A 15,151-nucleotide genomic window follows, 5' to 3' on the forward strand; every position below is an offset into this window, starting at 1 on the left:
ACTCGTTAGCGTTCGGGGGAACACCATGCGAGCCCTGTCGCCGACGCTCGTCGCCGAGCCGGTGCGAACCCGCCGTGAGCTGAGCGGATTCGTCGAGCTCCCGTACGCGTTGCACGGGCGCGACCCCCACTTCGTGCCGCCGCTGCGCGGCGACTGCCGGCGCCTGCTCGACCGGCGGCGCAACCCGTTCTTCGCCTACGGCGACGCCGCGCTCTTCACCGTCCGCAAGGACGGGCGCGTCGCGGGCCGGATCGCCGCCGTGCACAATCCCCGCCACAACGACGTCCACCAGGCCCGCGACGGCTTCTTCGGCCAGTTCGCCTGCGCCGACGACCCCGGCGTGGCCCGCGCGCTCCTGGACGCCGCGGCCGGATGGCTGCGCGAGCGCGGCCTGGCCACCCTGGTGGGGCCGGTCAACTTCACCACCAACGACGAGTGCGGCGTGCTGGTGGACGGGTTCGACGCCCCGCCCGCGGTGATGATGCCCTACAACCCGGCCTACTATCCGGCGCTGCTGGAAGACTGCGGCCTGGCCAAGGCCAAGGACCTGTGGACGTGGGAGCTCACCGACCCGCCCCGCGAGCGGCTGCTGCGGGTCGCCCGCCTGGCCGAACGCCGCCACCACTTCACCGTGCGGCCCATCGAGCCGCGCGACTTCCCGGCCGAGATCATGCGGGTCAAGCACGTCTTCGACGGCGCCTGGCAGCACAACTGGGGCTTCACGCCGATGACGGACGCCGAGTTCACCGCCCTCGCGGGCCGCCTGCGCACGATCGTGAACCCCCGGCTCGTCCAGCTCGCCGAGGTGGCGGGCGAGCCGGTCGCCGTCGCGCTCGTGCTGCCCGACCTCAACCAGGCCCTGCCCGCCGCGCGGGGCCGCCTGAGCCGCTTCGGGCTGCCGGTCGGGCTCGTACGCCTGGCGCTGGCGGCCCGGCACGTGAACCGTACCCGGGCCGTGCTGTTCGGCGTCGTCCCGCACATGCGCGGCCGGGGCGTCGAGACCGCGCTGTTCGCCCACACCTTCGACGCGATCATCGCCGGCGGCTACCACGGCGGCATCGAGGTCGGCTGGACCCTCGAGGACAACCAGGCCATCAACCGCTATCTGGCGGCCACCGGCTCCACCCGCGCCAAGACCTACCGCATCTACCGCCAAGACCTGTGACGCTCCCACACCTCCTGGTCGCGGGCGCCACCGGCTTCGTCGGCGGCCGGGCGATCCACCTGGCCGCCGCCCTCCGCCCGCCGCGCCCGGACCCGCTCGGTGACGGCGTAGGCGGCCAGGGCCACCGCGAGACCGGCGACGACGTCGGACGCGTAGTGATACCAGTCGTAGACCACGGCCACGGTCAGGCCGAGGGTCAGCGCCCACAGGATCAGGCGGGTGGTCCTGGAGACGAACCGGCGCAGGCACAGCACGGTGACCCACGCGCCCGCCACGTGTGACGACGGGAAACACGCGCCGGGCGGGTCGAGGGCGGTCATGATCGCGTTCTGCAGGTCGGCGATGAGGTGGCCGGACGGCCCGTACGCGGCGTGCAGCTCCGGCAGGGCGAGCGCGGGGCCCGCCAGCGGGACGGTGAGGAAGCCCAGGTAGCAGGCCAGCATGGCGGTCAGCGACGCGAACAGGTGCTGCTCGGCCAGGCCCGTGCGACCGCGGGCGTACAGGACCACCGGGATCAGGAAGCAGCCGTAGAAGGAGAAGTAGCAGAACGTCAGCAGCTCGGTCAGCAAGGGGGAGCCGGCGGCCGTGACGGTGATGTTCGGCAGGGTGCCGAACAGGGCGCTCTCCCACGCGTACACGGCGTCGTCGACGAAACGCCCGTGCAGGACGAGGACCGCGCGGCCGGCGGCGGAGTACGCGAACGGCAGCACGAGCAGCGGGGCGGCGAACCGGAGGAACCTCACCGCCCCGACGGCCGGAGAACGCCGCTCGGCCCAGACCGCGGCGAGCAGGAACATCACGGCCCCGGCGTATCCGGCGAGCAGCGCCGGCCCGTCGGACAGCCTCTCCAGGGACACGGCCACGATGATCGCCATGATCCCGAGATAACCCAGGACCACCACCTCCACCGGCCGGATCCCCGCCCGCCCCGTGGGCACGCCGGCCCTCGCCGGGCTCGTGGGCAGGCCGGCTCGCGCTCGGCTCACATGGGCGCCCTCTCGCGTCGGGCCGGCAGGGTCGTCCGGGCCGGCCACCAGATGAACCGGCCCAGGTGGTGGGCCAGGGCGGGCACCAGGAACGAACGTACGAGCACGGTGTCGATCACGACCCCGATCGCCACCAGCAGCCCGAGCTGGATGACCGGGACCAGCGGCAGCACGGTCAGGACGAAGAACGCCGCGGCCAGGACGACCCCCGCCGCGGTGATCACCCCGCCGGTCGCCCGCAGCGCGTGCAGGGTGGCGGCGCGGGTGTCCAGCGCGGCGGTCTCCTCGCGGACGCGGGCCATCAGGAAGATGTTGTAGTCGATGCCGAACGCGATGAGGAAGACGAACGCGTACAGCGTGAACGAGACGTCCATGGCGGGATAGCCGAGGAACCTGGTGAACACGACCGAGCACAGGCCGAGCGTGGCGGCGAAGGAGAGCACGACCGTGCCGATCAGCAGCAGTGGCGCCACCAGCGAGCGCAGCAGCACGATGAGGATCAGGCCCACCACGAGCAGGATCAGCGGGACGACGAGCAGCGCGTCGTCGAGGGCGGCGTCTTTGGTGTCGAGCAGTTCGGTGGTGAACCCGCCGACCAGCGCGGCCCCTCCCGCCGTGGCCCGCACCGAGCGCCGCAGGTCGTCCACCATCCGCTCGGCGTCGGCGGTGTTCGGCTCGGCGGCCAGCACCACATCGAAGACCTGCCACCGATCCGCCGGCTGACCCGCCCCGGAAACCGGCGTCCCCGGCCACACCCGCGCCGCCATGCCCGTCATCATGCCCGTCATCACACCCGCCATCGGCGCCGCCGCCAGCAGTCGCCTCACGCCCCCCTCACCCGGCCGGGCCACGCCCGCCCCACCTGACCGCCCGACGCCCGCCTCGCCCGGCCGCGTCACGGGCGGTGCCGCGAGCGCTCCACCTGCCCGGGGTGCGCGTGCGCCCACCGCCGCGCCCGGCGTCCGCGTGGGTGGTACGGCCCGCATGGACACCACCCCGCCCGTCTGCCGTACGGCCTGCGCCACGGCACCGCGCCGGGCCCGCTCCGCCAGCACCACCACCGGCGCGCTGGCCGGGTAGTGCCGCTTCAGGGCGTCGTAGCCGGCCACCGAGTCCGTGCGGATCGTGAACAGCGAGGACGGCGGGATGCCCGAGGCGTCGAGGGTGACCAGCCCTCCGCAGAGCAGGGCCAGCAGCAGCGCAGACCCCGCCCAGGAGAGCCGGGGCCGCCGCCCGACGAGATCGGCGACGCCGCGCCACAGCCCGTCGCGCCCGACCTGACCGGGCCGCGGTGTGGCGGGCCAGAAGGCGCGGCGTCCGCCCAGCAGCATCAGCGCGGGCAGGAGCGTCACCATCACCACCATCGTGATCACGATCCCGACGGAGGCCGCCGCGCCGATCGACCGCAGCGCGTTCGTGTCGGCCACCAGCAGGCACCCGATCCCGCCCGCGACCGTGAGCGCGGAGGCGACGACCGTGCGGATCCCTCCGGACAGCGCGTCCCTCAGCGCCGTCTCCTGGTCGGCGCTCACCCGCAGCCGCTCCCGGTAGCGGGCGATGAGCAGCAGCGCGTAGTCGGTGGCCACGCCGAACACCAGCACGGTGAACACCTCGGGCGTCGCGCCGCGCAACGTCATCAGCCCCGCGTCGGCCAGCGCGTGGACCGCCGCCGCCGAGCTGAGATAGGCCACCACCACGGCCAGCATCGGAATCACCCAGAGGACGGGGCTGCGGTAGACGGCGAGCAGCACCAGGAACACCACGGCGACGCTCAGCGCCAGCAGCGTGCCGTCCACGTGGCGGAAGGAGTCGACGTAGTCGGCCGCGGCCCCGCCGGCCCCGGTCACGTGGCCGGTCAGCCCCGGCGGGCGGCCCTCGGCGACGATCTGGCGCAGCCGCTCGACCAGCGGGCTGATGAGCACGCCCGGCTTGCCCGACAGCAGCACCGTCACCTGCAGCGCGCGCCCGTCGGGGCTGGCCACCGGCGGCCCGGCCGTGCCCACCACGCCCGGCACACCCTCGAACCGCCGCAGATCGCGCCGGACCTCGGCCCGGTCGCCCGCCTGGACCGGCCCGGCCCGTTCGTAGACGACCAGCGCGGGAACCGTCCGGCCGCCCTGCCCGGCCATGATGTCGAGGACGCGGGCGGACTCGGCGTCCCGGGCCATCATCGAGGTGCCGCTGGTGATCCGGACGTCGTCGAGCCGGCCGCTCGCGAAAACGGCCACAACGGCGACGGCCGCCCAGCAGAGCACTGCTACGACCGCGAATTTCCGCATGACCGCCTTACGCGAGAAAACCGACAATTCCGCCCACTCCCGGCCTTGAGACGCATGTGCCGGCCGGCACGTAGACCCTAAATTCCCGGTCCCGCTTAAACAACTTTATGCAGGAGTCTTATATTCGCGTCATGTCTGGATCAAATTGGACATTCATCTATGAGTAGCACGAGGGCCCTGACCTGCTGCGACGGTCTCTCGATGGCGAAACTCCGCTGGCCGCACAGGAAATGGTGGTGAATCGCGGGAGAATGCGGGGATCGTCCCTTTCCGCATCAGGCGGCCACCCGGATATCCGCGAACAGCGCGCGATGGTCGGACCTCGGCACGTCGAACACCCGCACCTCCACCGCCCCGGCACGCGCGTCCGTCAGCACATGGTCGATGGCCACCGTCGGCGGCAGCGGGCGCCCCTGCGGCCACGTCGGCACCAGCCCCTGGCCCGTCGCCGCCGCGGCGTCGGTGTAGCCGGTGTCGAGCAGCCGGCGGAACACCGCGTGGTCGAGCGTGGCGTTGAAGTCGCCCGCCAGGATCCGCGGTGCCCCGGAGGAAGGGGCGGGCGGCAGCGCCGCGACCCCCGCCTCCCATTCGGGCACCGTCGCGGGAACGGGCGCGACCGGGTGCACGACCACGACCTCCACGGGCGAGCCGCCGGGCAGCGCCACCTCGACCACCGGCATGTGGTGCCCGACCGGCTGGAACAGCCCGGTGCGCTCCTTCATGGGGTGGCGGGCGTACACGCCGCTGCCCTCGGGGCCGCGGTAGTCGGCCCGGCCCACGTGGTAGGGCAGCAGCGCCGCCAGCCCGGCCGCGGCCAGCCGGTCGCGGGCGGACCAGGTCAGCTCCTGAACGCTCAGCACGTCCACGTTGAGCCGGCGTACGAGATCGACGATCACCGCCGCGTCCCCGCGTCCGCCGTTGAGATTCGTGGTCAGCAGGCGTAGCGCCCGCCCGCCGGCCGGCGCGTCCCCGTCGCTGACCGCGCGCGGCACCACGCACCACGCGAGACAGGCGCACACCACCAGCATGACGACGATCGCGCCCCGGCTTCGCACGGCGGCCACCGCCGCCAGCGCCACCACCGCCCCGATCGCGAACAACGGGGTGAAGGCCATCAACGGGACCAGGAACACCCCCGCCTCCAGCCCGAAGGCTCGTACGGCCGTCCCCGCCGCGAACAGCACGGCCACCCCGACGGCCACCCGCGACCGCCACACCCGGCGGGGCCGCGTACGCCCCGCCGTCTCCACGTCCTCACGCACCAGCACAGCCGCTCACGCTAGGCGACCATTCTTAAACGCAGATGAGGAACCAGCCCTCCCCAGCCCCAAAAACGGATCGGCAGCACTCCCGGATGCCGGGTGCTCGCGAGCCGTGCGCTCATGCCGGGAACGCCGGCGGGATCGTGGCGGTGTCAGGGCCGCTGCAGCATCCGGAAGCCCTTGAGCCAGAGGTTGGGGTAGAAGCCGCGTACCCACCGGGCGGCGGTCAGGGCGATGGGCGGCAGTCGGCGCGGCATGGCGGCTCCTTGATGCTTCGGGCACCATGTCTCGGCGCGTTCGCGATCTCATGTTTGCGCTAACTTGATCAGCCTGTCAATGCCCGGCCCGACGGCGTCAGCGCGACGCGGGAGGCGGGGCGGTGGAGGCGCGGACGACCAGCTCGGGGCGCACGAACCTGCTGACGACCTCGGCCGCGCCGCTCTCGGCGGGCGCCTCGATCCGCTCGATCAGATGGCCGACGCAGCGCCGCCCCACGGCCTCGAGGTCCTGGCGGACCGTGGTCAGCGGCGGCGTGAGGTAGGGGGCGAAGTCGAGGTCGTCGAAGCCCACGACGCTCAGTTCCTCCGGCACCCGGAGTCCGCGCTCGGCCGCCGCGCGCAGCACACCCACCGCCATCTGGTCGTTGGCGGCGAAGACGGCCGTCACCCCGTGGTCGGCCAGCAGGGCGCGGGCGGCGTCGTAGCCGGAGCGGGGCGACCAGTCGCCCACCACGGGCGGCGGGACCTCGCGGCCCGAGCGCTTGAGCTGCCGTTGCCAGGCCGCCCGCCGCCGCTGCGCCGGGTTGGAGCCGGCCGGCCCGGCCACGTGGTGCACCGTGGAGTGCCCGAGCCCGAGCAGGTGGTCGACGGCGGCGCGGGCGCCGGCCGCCTCGTCCATGCCGAACGTGGGGTGCTTGTGCGCCGCCCTGCTGTCGGCGATGACGAGCGGCACCTCCTCGGGCAGCCACAGGTGGGGCGTGTCCAGCACACGCGCCTCGATGACGATCACGCCGTCCACGGCCCGGTCGGTGAGGCCGCGTACGGCGGCGCGCACGTCCTTCTCCGTGGGCGCGTCGACCACGGCCACGCTCACCGAGTAGCCGCGCGCCTGCGCCCCGGCCACCACGGCCTCGACGATGCGGACGTTGAGCACGGCGCTGAGGTTGAACATGACCACGCCGATCGTGCCGAACCGGCCCGTCGCCAGCGCGCGGGCGGCGATGTTGGCGCGGTAGCCGAGCTGCCTCATGGCCGCCTCGACCTTGAGCCGCGTCGCGGCGGTCACGCGGTCGTTGCCGTTGACGACGCGTGACACGGTCTGGCCCGAGACGCCGGCGAGTTCGGCGACGTCGGCCATGGAGGGCCCTCCGGACGCCCTGGTCCCCGGTGGTCGCACCACGCCGGGCCGTCTCCCTTCGTCGAGGCAGCGTGTGGCGGCTGCCGCAGGCGGAGCGCCTCTCGTCGCGGCCCTGCGCGTCAGGGCCTTCGAGGCTGCCGCCGACAGGCTACATGGGCCTGACGGTGGCCGGGTTTACGCGCGATTCATGTTTACGCAAACACGCGATAACGCAGGCAACCGATGGTCAGCGCCGCAAGAAACCTCACCAACGAGTCCTTGACGCTGTCAGACTCCACCTCTAGGTTAGCGCAAACATAGATCCGCCCCACGGGGCATCCCTGCGATCCAGGGACCGGGCGGACTGGTCGGTGACGGAATCGACGACACAGAGGAGTCGCCATGCGGCGGCATCACCGGATCCTTCGACCTTCTTCCAGCGCCGGGCCGGGCGACATCGGCCGGCGCGCCTTCCTCGGCGGAACGGGCGCCGTGCTGGCCGCGGCGCTGGCCGCCTGCACCGGCGGCGGGCAACTCGCCCAGCGCGGCGCGAGCGGCGGCAGCGGCGGTGGTGGTGCCCTGCAGTGGTGGGACCAGTTCCGCCCGCTGACGAAGATGCTGCAGGACGACCTGTTCGCCCCGTACATGAAGGCGCACGCCGGCGTCACCGTCGAGCGGCGCCAGATGGACGTGCCCGACCTCGGGCAGGCGCTGCAGGTCGCCAGGCGCAGCAACCAGATGCCCGACGTGCACTCCCTCGCGGGCCTCGGCGACGTCTCCCCGGCCGCGCTGGTGAGCGAAGGGTGGTTCCAGCCCATCGGCAAGCTCGCCGACTTCGCCGGCAGCCCCGTCGCCGACCTCCTGTACGACGGCATCCACCGCTTCAACGGCGAGATCCACTCCTTCCCGCCGTTCTCCGGCCGCTGGCACGACGCGGTGCCCTGGTGCAACACCGCGCTGCTCAAGGAGGCCAAGGTCGACCCGGAGGAGGAGCCGGGCACCTGGGACCGGCTCCGCGAGATCGCCCGCCGCATCACCAACGGCACCGACGGCGACGTCTACGGCATGGTGGTGCCGAGCAAGGACCCGGACTACCTGGCCGCCCTGGTGCACCGGCTCGCCATGACCGCCGGAGCCCCCGGCCCCGGCGCGATCGACTGGGCGACGGGCGAGTACGTCCACGACTCCCAGCCGTACATCGACGCCATCGAATACCTGGTCGCGCTGCAGAAGGACAAGGTCGTGCACCCGGCGTCGGCCTCCATGGGCCCCCGCGACGCCCGCGCCCGCTGGGCCGCCGGGCAGGCGGCCGTCTACCTCTGGGGCGCGTGGTTCATCGGCGGCCTGCGGGTGGACGAGCCCGAGGCGGTCGAACGCGGCGTCGGCGTCTGGCACATCCCGTGCCCCGAGACGACCAGGAACTTCGTCTACAGCCCGCCGCAGCCCGGCACGTTCTGGGTGTCGAAGGGGTCCGAGCACGCCAAGGTCGCCGCCGAGGTCCTGCTGCGGATGACGACCAGGGAGTTCCAGACCAAGCTGGCCGCCGCCATGGACCAGCCGCCCGCGCTGGCCGAGGTGGTGGCGGAGGCCGAGGTGCATCCCGCGTACCGCGCCTGCGTGGCCAACTTCCAGGAGGACGTCAAGATCGGCCCCGTGCCCGAGGTCGGCACGCCGGGCGTCTGGCAGGCGCGGGCCGAGATGCGCGACATCCACCCCAACCTCGGCGACATCGTCCAGTCCGTGCTGACCGGCTCCTCCACCGACATCGGCGGCCAGTTGCGCCGCTACAAGGACCAGCTCAGCGCCGAGCGCGAGCGCGCCGTCAAGGCCGTGCGCGAGGAGAAGGGCGTCGAGGTCGACCTCAACGCCTGGGTGTTCGCCAACTGGGACCGCAAGGCGGACTACGACCAGAAGTCCTACGCCGGGCGCTGAGCCCGTGCCGGACAGGAGCCCGATGACGACCGACCCCTCCAAGACGACGATCCGCCGCCTGCGGCAGGACTGGTGGATCTACCTCTTCCTGCTGCCGACCCTCCTCGGGTACGGCGCCTACACCGTCTACCCCCTGCTGGCCTCCTGGTGGTTCGCGTTGCTGGACTGGCCGGGCTTCGCGACCGCCGGCACCTTCACCGGCCTGGACAACTTCGCCCGCCTGATCGAGGACGACCTGTTCTGGAACGCCTTCTGGAACTCGATCGTGTTCCTCGTGATCGCCGTACCGCTGCGGGTGGGTGCGGCGCTCGCGCTGGCCCTCGTGCTGAACAGTAAGAAGACGCCGTTCAAGGGGTTCTTCCGCACGCTGTTCTTCCTGCCCGTCGTCACCACGGGCGCCATCGTCGGCGTCGTCTTCACCCTGCTGCTCGACGCGAGCGGCCCGGTGAGCCTGGCCCTGGTCTGGTCGGGGCTGATCGACTCGCCCGCCAACTTCGCGGCCAACGCCGGCACCTCCCTGTACGCCGGCATCGCCGTCTGGGTGTGGAAGTGGCTCGGCATCACGCTGATCTACTGGCTGGCCGCCCTCCAGACGATCCCGCAGGGCGTGCACGAGGCCGCGATGATCGACGGCGCCGGCGCGTGGGCGGAGTTCCGGCACGTGACGATGCCGCTGCTGGTGCCGTTCCTCGTCATCATCACGCTGATCGACACCGTGGCGGCGTTCAACGTCTTCGACCTGATGCAGACCCTCACCGGAGGGGGCCCGTCCTTCTCCTCGGAGGTGATCGAGATCTTCATCTTCCGCACGGCCTTCCAGGCCACGGTCCCGCAGCTCGGCTACGCCTCGGCCGCGGCGGTGCTGTTCGGGCTGCTGACCGTGCTCTTCGCCGTCGCCCAGGCGCTCGGCATGCGCTGGGCCCGCGGCCGGATGGGCACGTCGTGAGGCGCCCGGAGCCCCGCCAGGTCGTGACCGTCGTGCTGCTGGCGGTGCTCGGCGGGCTGTGGGTGTACCCGTTCGTATGGCTGGTGTCGGCGTCGCTGAAGTCGTCGCCCGAGATCTTCGGCCGGGGGCTGAACCTGCTGCCCGAGGAGCCGGTCTGGGAGAACTACGCCCGCGCCTGGACGGAGGTGGGCTTCGGCACGTACTTCGTCAACACCCTCGTCATCACCGCCGGGACGGTGCTGCTCGTCGTCGTGCGCAGCGCGCTGGCGGGTTACGTGCTCGGCCGCTACGACTTCGCCGGCAAGAAGCTGCTCATCGGCCTGTTCCTGGTCACGTTCTTCCTCCCCGAGGGATACACGATCATCCCGATCGCCCAGCTCACCGACCAGCTCAGGCTGCTCAACACGCACGCGGGCGTGATCCTCGGGCTGGGCGCGGGCGGGCAGATCGCCGCGACCCTGCTCTACGCGGGCTACTTCCGGCGGCTGCCGAAGGAGCTGGAGGAGAGCGCGCGCCTGGACGGCGCCGGGCACTTCGCGATCTTCTTCCGGGTGATGCTGCCGCTCGCCTGGCCGATCACCGCCACGGTGGTCATCCTGACGTTCCTGTTCTCCTGGAACGTCTACCTGCTCCCGCTGGTGTTCACGCTCAGCGATCCCGACCTGCGCACGCTGGCCGTGGGCATGACCGTGTTCGTGGGCGAGCGGGGCACCGACTGGTCGGGCATGGCCGCGGCGGCGGTGATCTCGCTGATCCCCGTGATCGCCGTGTTCGTCGCGCTCCAGCGCAAGTTCGTCGACAGCATCGCGGGAGCGGTGAAGCAATGACCGGAACGGAGTTTCCCCACATGTCCAGCCGCGAAGCCCTCGTCACCGTCGACACCCGCCGCCCGGTGGGCCGGATCGACGACGACGTCTACGGGCACTTCCTGGAGTCGGCCTTCTTCGGCAACATCGAGGGCGGCGTCTTCGACGAGGGCTCGCCCCTGTCCGTCGACGACCCCGGCCCGCTGCGCGGCGTCCGCGCCGACGTGCTGGAGCTGTGCCGCGAGCTGGGCCCCGGGCCCATCCGCTGGCCCGGCGGCAACTTCACCTCCGCCTACCACTGGGAGGACGGCATCGGCCCCCGCGACGCGCGGCCGAGCCGGCTCGAACTGGCGTGGGGCGGGCTGGAGACCAACCGGTTCGGCACCGACGAGTTCCTGGCCTGGTGCGAGGCGGTGGGGGCGGAGCCGTACCTGGTGCACTCCGCGCGGGACGTGGACGAGGCGGTGCGCTGGATCGAGTACACCAACTCCGCCAGGGACACCACGCTCACCGCCCGCCGCCGGGCGAACGGGCGCGCCGAGCCGTGGCGGGTGCGGTACTGGGGCGTCGGCAACGAGGTCTACGGCCCCTGGCAGATGGGCCATCGCGGCCCCGAGGAGTACGCGGCCGCCGCCCGCGAGCACGCCCGGTTCCTGCGCCTGGCCGACCCCGAGATCCGCCTGATCGGCGTCGGCATCCCCTGGCGGCAGGAGGAGTGGACGCGCCCGCTCCTGACCCGGGCGGGCGCGCTGCTCGACCAGTTGTCCCTGCACCTGTACGGCGCCTCCACCCATCTGTGGACCGGCGACGACTATGACGCCGTCGCCGCCCAGTCCCTCTACTTCGAACGCGAGATCCACACCTACTCCCAGCTCGTCACCGCCATCGCCGCCGAGACCGGCCTGGACCGCCCGCCCGCCCTCGCGCTCGACGAGTGGACGATGCGCCACCTGGAGCCCGAGTCCTGGCCCCAGCCGCTCCCCGGCGACGACGGCGGCGTGGCGCCACGCGAGTCCACCGCCGTGGACGAGCCGGATCGGACCCGGGTCAACCGGTGGAGCCCCAGGACGGTCGCCGACGTGGTGTTCTGCGCCGGGGTGTTCCACGCCGTCCACCGCACGGCCGGGCTGCCCGCCCCCGTCGCCATGGCCAACCCCGTGAACCTGGTCAACGCCAACGGCCTGGTGGTCGCCCGCCCCGGCGGCGCGCTGCGCTCGGCCATCTACCACCTCTGGCACCTGTACCGGCACCACACCGGCCGCACGGTGCTGCCCTGCGAGGTGGACGGCCCGGCCCGCACCACCTCCGTCCGGCTCGGCGACAACCGGGGCCCCGACGGGCGGCTGCTCACCGTGCCCATGACCGTGCCCCACCTCGACGTGTCGGCCACCCGCACGGACGGCGGCTCGGTGCGGATCGCCGTGGTCAACCGGCATCGCGACGACGCCGTGCGGCTGCGGCTCGTGTTCGACGGCCTCGCGGGGCCGGGCAGCGCCCACGTGCGCACCCTCGGCGCCGACGTGCCCACCCTGTACGCGGTCAACACGCTCCAGGCGCCGGACACGGTCGCCGTACGGGATCTGGGGCGGGTCGAGGCGAGCGAGGGCACGTACGAGATCGCGCCGCACTCCGTGACCGTGCTGAGTTTCTGAGCCGGTACGCCCCGTGGGTGCGGCTCGGGGCGATTATGCCGGGCATTTGGCGTAAATTTTCACAACGTCCGGCAGTCAATGAAATTTTCACCATGTCCACGAAAACAGGAGGTAGTGCGCAACTTCGGTTCGAGCTCACGGGCGCGTGGTTCGACGACCAGGGGCAGTACAGGTCACGCACCGAATCGACGCCGTACTACGACAATCACTTCAACTGAACGGCCGGGCCTTATCGCGGATGGTGGCCCACCGCCCGCGATAAATGGGCGGTGAACGGAAATTTGATTCCGTGCCGTGCCGGGGTGCCCTACTGTGACGCGGGTGACCATTCAGATGATCTTTCTCAACGGTGGATCCAGCTCGGGGAAGTCCGGGATCGTCCGGTGCCTGCAGGCCGTGCTGCCGGATCCGTGGCTGGCGCTCGGGGTCGACTCGCTGGTCGGCGCCATGCCCGCGAAGATGAAGGGGTCGGACGAGGGGATCGTGTTCACGGCGGACGGCGGGGTGAGCGTCGGGCCGGATTTCACGGCGCTCGACGCCGCCTGGGTGCAGGGCGTCGTGGCCATGGCCCGGGCCGGAGCCAGGATCATCGTCGACGAGGTCTTCCTCGGCGGAGCGGCGTCCCAGCGGCGGTGGCAGAAGGTGCTCGGCGGACTCGACGTGCTGTGGGTCGGCGTCAGATGCGAGAGCACGGTCGCCGCGGGCCGTGAGGTCGCGCGAGGAGATCGGGTCCGGGGGATGGCCGCGTCCCAGGCGCAGGTGGTGCACGTGGGGGTGCGCTACGACCTGGAGGTGGACACGACGCACACCGAGTCCTTGGAGTGCGCGCGAACCATCGCCGCCCATGTCCGCTGATCCGCGCCCGGCCCGCCCCGCGCTTCCGGAGCGCGGGACGGGGAAAGCTGCCCGCGCGGGTCAGGCGTGGTCGCGGAGCCAGAGGTCGGCGAGCACGTCGGTGTCGGTGGTCTGGAAACTGACGCTCGTGTCCTCGTGGTCGACCTGGATCCCGACCGGCCGCAGGTCCGGGACGTGCCCGCCGCCCAGGGCCGCCTCCTCGGGCAACTCCTCGTACGCCCCCGGCCGCCACCAGTAGAGCTGCGGGCTGATCCCCTTCTCGCCGGATTCGAAGAGCCGCCGCGACAGATCCTGCACGGTCTCCATCGCCGCGAACAGGTGCACCTCGCCGATCACGTGGACCAGCACGTATTCGGGCAGCGGGAAGGAGACCAGCGCCCCGTACGGCGCCCGCCCGGTGTGGCGGAGCAGCGCGTGCGCGTGGACGCCCACGAAGAGGTGCGTGCCGCCCACGTGCGTCACCTGGACGCCCTGGACCGTGTCCGTGTCGGCGTAGTGCGGCTCCTCCAGGGAGTGCGCGAGGGCGGTGCCGAAGACGGCGTCCTCGGTCAGGCCGCCGAGCCGACTGCGCTCCAGCGGCATGATCGAGTCGGGATAGTCCACCACCACGGTCTCGATCAGCCCGGGGGCGAGGGGGCGGGTCACCAGCGCGTCGCGCATCGCGCCGAGGGCGTCGTCGGTGTAGAGGCGGACCCGCAGGTTCGCCGAGATGTCCTGGACCTGGCCCGTGCTGCGCTCGAACGCCGTGGTGGCCTGGTCGGCGTAGTCGGCGGCGGCTCCGGGCAGCCCTTCGGGGCCGCCGCGCCCGGCATGGGCGCGCCACGCGCTGATGTCCGCGCTGGCGGTGGAGCCGTCCGGCAGCCTGACGCTGACGGTGGCGGGGTCGGGCAGCCTGGCGTCGTATCCCCGATCCGCGAAGGCCCGCAGCAGGGCCTCGCCGATGACGTCGGGTGCTGTTTCCGTCATGAGGCCGAACCTATCGGCAATCCCCGGCAAGAACGGAACCGAGACGCCCAGGGGGAGAGGCGCCCGGACCGGGCTCGTCTACCGTGACGGGCAGAGCAGCCTTTGTCGCCCGCGGAGGTCCGCAATGGCTCGCGCCCCGCTCACCGCGCAGGATCCCGCCCGTATCGGGGCCTACCGGCCGTCGGGACGGCTCGCCTCGGGCGACCGGGCCGACGTCTACGAGGGTTACGACGAGTCCGGCGCCCGGGTGGCGATCAAGGTGCTGCGCGGCCCGTCCCGGCCGCAGGCCCCCTTCGGGGCGCCCTTCGCCTGCGTGGCCGAGGTTCTGGCGGGCGGGGTGCACGACGGGCGGCCCTACGTGGTCAGCGAGTTCGTGGACGGGCCGTCGCTGGCCGCGGTGGTGGCGGCGCACGGGGCCCTGACGGGCGACGACCCGCACCGGCTGGCGGCCGGCACGGCGGCGGCCCTGACCGCGCTCCACGAGGCCGGCGTGGTGCACGGCGCGCTGACCGCGGACAAGATCCTGCTCGGCCCGGACGGCCCCCGGGTCATCGACCTCGGACGGCCCCGCCCTCCCGGGGCGTCCCCGGAGGCGGACGTTCGCGCCTGGGCCGAGATCGTCCGCTTCACCGCCACCGGGTCCTCGACGGCGGAGCCCGACGCCCTGCCGGCCGTGCTGCGGCCCCTGGTGGTGGCGGCGGCGTCGGAGCGGCCGCCGGCTGCCCGCGAACTGCTGCTGCGCCTGGTCGCGCCGAACGAGTCCGCCCGGGGCGACCTGCTCGCCAGGGCGGAGGAGCGGGCCAGGGCGCTGCGGGCCCCCGGGCACCTGACCGGGCCGGCCGCGCTGGGGAAGGCCGCCGGGGCGGTGTTCCGGCGGCCCGGCGACGACGAGCGGGAGCAGGTGGCGGCGGCGTTCTCACGGCTGTTCGCCCGAGCCGGCCGCACCCCGCGCCGCGCCGGACGCGCG

Annotated in this window: 12 protein-coding genes and 1 pseudogene; 8 read left to right on the forward strand and 5 right to left on the reverse strand. The window is 72.7% G+C overall.

Annotation, left to right across the window (positions count from 1 at the left end; genetic code table 11):
* Positions 1-25: 25 nt before the first annotated feature.
* The gene (locus AB0I15_RS44440) at positions 26-1,165 is read left to right on the forward strand and encodes a hypothetical protein (RefSeq protein ID WP_358110471.1); all 1,140 of its coding nucleotides are present in this window, start codon (positions 26-28) and stop codon (positions 1,163-1,165) included.
* Here the strand turns inward: AB0I15_RS44440 and AB0I15_RS44445 are convergent.
* The 4 genes from AB0I15_RS44445 to AB0I15_RS44460 form a co-directional block, all read right to left on the reverse strand.
* Positions 1,147-2,151 carry a phosphatase PAP2 family protein gene (locus AB0I15_RS44445; protein ID WP_358110473.1) on the reverse strand — a complete coding sequence of 335 codons (1,005 nt, stop codon included), beginning with the start codon at positions 2,149-2,151 and terminating at the stop codon, positions 1,147-1,149. The two genes, AB0I15_RS44440 and AB0I15_RS44445, sit on opposite strands and share 19 nt — an antisense overlap.
* On the reverse strand, positions 2,148-4,430 hold the full coding sequence (locus AB0I15_RS44450; RefSeq protein ID WP_358110476.1) for an MMPL family transporter: 2,283 nt from the start codon (positions 4,428-4,430) through the stop codon (positions 2,148-2,150). Before AB0I15_RS44450 ends, AB0I15_RS44445 begins: the two co-directional genes overlap by 4 nt.
* Before the next feature lie 275 nt (positions 4,431-4,705).
* On the reverse strand, positions 4,706-5,698 hold the full coding sequence (locus AB0I15_RS44455; protein ID WP_358110479.1) for an endonuclease/exonuclease/phosphatase family protein: 993 nt from the start codon (positions 5,696-5,698) through the stop codon (positions 4,706-4,708).
* A 348-nt stretch (positions 5,699-6,046) separates the two neighbouring features.
* Positions 6,047-7,048, reverse strand: coding sequence for a LacI family DNA-binding transcriptional regulator (locus tag AB0I15_RS44460; RefSeq protein WP_358110482.1), 1,002 nt, complete (start codon positions 7,046-7,048; stop codon positions 6,047-6,049).
* 381 nt (positions 7,049-7,429) lie between these two features.
* On the opposite strand from AB0I15_RS44460, the gene AB0I15_RS44465 reads away from it, so the two are divergent.
* The 6 genes from AB0I15_RS44465 (at position 7,430) to cpt (ending at position 13,218) form a co-directional block, all read left to right on the forward strand.
* Positions 7,430-8,959 carry an extracellular solute-binding protein gene (locus AB0I15_RS44465; protein ID WP_358110485.1) on the forward strand — a complete coding sequence of 510 codons (1,530 nt, stop codon included), beginning with the start codon at positions 7,430-7,432 and terminating at the stop codon, positions 8,957-8,959.
* Positions 8,960-8,981: 22 nt separating this feature from the next.
* A complete protein-coding gene (locus AB0I15_RS44470) occupies positions 8,982-9,905 on the forward strand; it encodes a sugar ABC transporter permease (protein ID WP_358110488.1) in 924 nt (307 codons plus the stop codon).
* Entirely contained in the window at positions 9,902-10,732 is an 831-nt protein-coding gene (locus AB0I15_RS44475) for a carbohydrate ABC transporter permease (RefSeq protein WP_358110491.1), read from the forward strand. The genes AB0I15_RS44470 and AB0I15_RS44475 overlap by 4 nt, the downstream gene beginning before the upstream one ends.
* A 20-nt stretch (positions 10,733-10,752) precedes the next feature.
* On the forward strand, positions 10,753-12,363 hold the full coding sequence (locus AB0I15_RS44480) for an alpha-L-arabinofuranosidase C-terminal domain-containing protein (protein ID WP_358110493.1): 1,611 nt from the start codon (positions 10,753-10,755) through the stop codon (positions 12,361-12,363).
* 92 nt (positions 12,364-12,455) lie between these two features.
* Positions 12,456-12,581 carry a hypothetical protein gene (locus tag AB0I15_RS44485; RefSeq protein WP_358110496.1) on the forward strand — a complete coding sequence of 42 codons (126 nt, stop codon included), beginning with the start codon at positions 12,456-12,458 and terminating at the stop codon, positions 12,579-12,581.
* Between the two features lie 103 nt (positions 12,582-12,684).
* Complete coding sequence (cpt, locus tag AB0I15_RS44490; protein WP_358110498.1) at positions 12,685-13,218, forward strand: chloramphenicol phosphotransferase CPT; 534 nt, start codon at positions 12,685-12,687, stop codon at positions 13,216-13,218.
* Positions 13,219-13,278: 60 nt separating this feature from the next.
* On the opposite strand, the gene AB0I15_RS44495 is transcribed toward cpt, so the two are convergent.
* On the reverse strand, positions 13,279-14,184 hold the full coding sequence (locus tag AB0I15_RS44495; protein WP_358110501.1) for a hypothetical protein: 906 nt from the start codon (positions 14,182-14,184) through the stop codon (positions 13,279-13,281).
* Between the two features lie 124 nt (positions 14,185-14,308).
* On the opposite strand from AB0I15_RS44495, the pseudogene AB0I15_RS44500 reads away from it, so the two are divergent.
* Positions 14,309-15,151 (forward strand): annotated as a pseudogene (locus AB0I15_RS44500) (hypothetical protein); the annotation flags it as partial.

The organism is Nonomuraea sp. NPDC050643 (assembly GCF_040654715.1).
Lineage (GTDB): Bacteria > Actinomycetota > Actinomycetes > Streptosporangiales > Streptosporangiaceae > Nonomuraea.

Bases quoted from the DNA above. Each gene is read 5' to 3' on its own strand.
- AB0I15_RS44485 (WP_358110496.1), top strand. From the start codon at position 12,456: ATGTCCACGAAAACAGGAGGTAGTGCGCAACTTCGGTTCGAGCTCACG.
- AB0I15_RS44450 (WP_358110476.1), bottom strand. From the start codon at position 4,430: ATGCGGAAATTCGCGGTCGTAGCAGTGCTCTGCTGGGCGGCCGTCGCC.
- AB0I15_RS44440 (WP_358110471.1), top strand. From the start codon at position 26: ATGCGAGCCCTGTCGCCGACGCTCGTCGCCGAGCCGGTGCGAACCCGC.
- AB0I15_RS44480 (WP_358110493.1), top strand. From the start codon at position 10,753: ATGTCCAGCCGCGAAGCCCTCGTCACCGTCGACACCCGCCGCCCGGTG.
- AB0I15_RS44465 (WP_358110485.1), top strand. From the start codon at position 7,430: ATGCGGCGGCATCACCGGATCCTTCGACCTTCTTCCAGCGCCGGGCCG.
- AB0I15_RS44460 (WP_358110482.1), bottom strand. From the start codon at position 7,048: ATGGCCGACGTCGCCGAACTCGCCGGCGTCTCGGGCCAGACCGTGTCA.
- AB0I15_RS44470 (WP_358110488.1), top strand. From the start codon at position 8,982: ATGACGACCGACCCCTCCAAGACGACGATCCGCCGCCTGCGGCAGGAC.
- AB0I15_RS44495 (WP_358110501.1), bottom strand. From the start codon at position 14,184: ATGACGGAAACAGCACCCGACGTCATCGGCGAGGCCCTGCTGCGGGCC.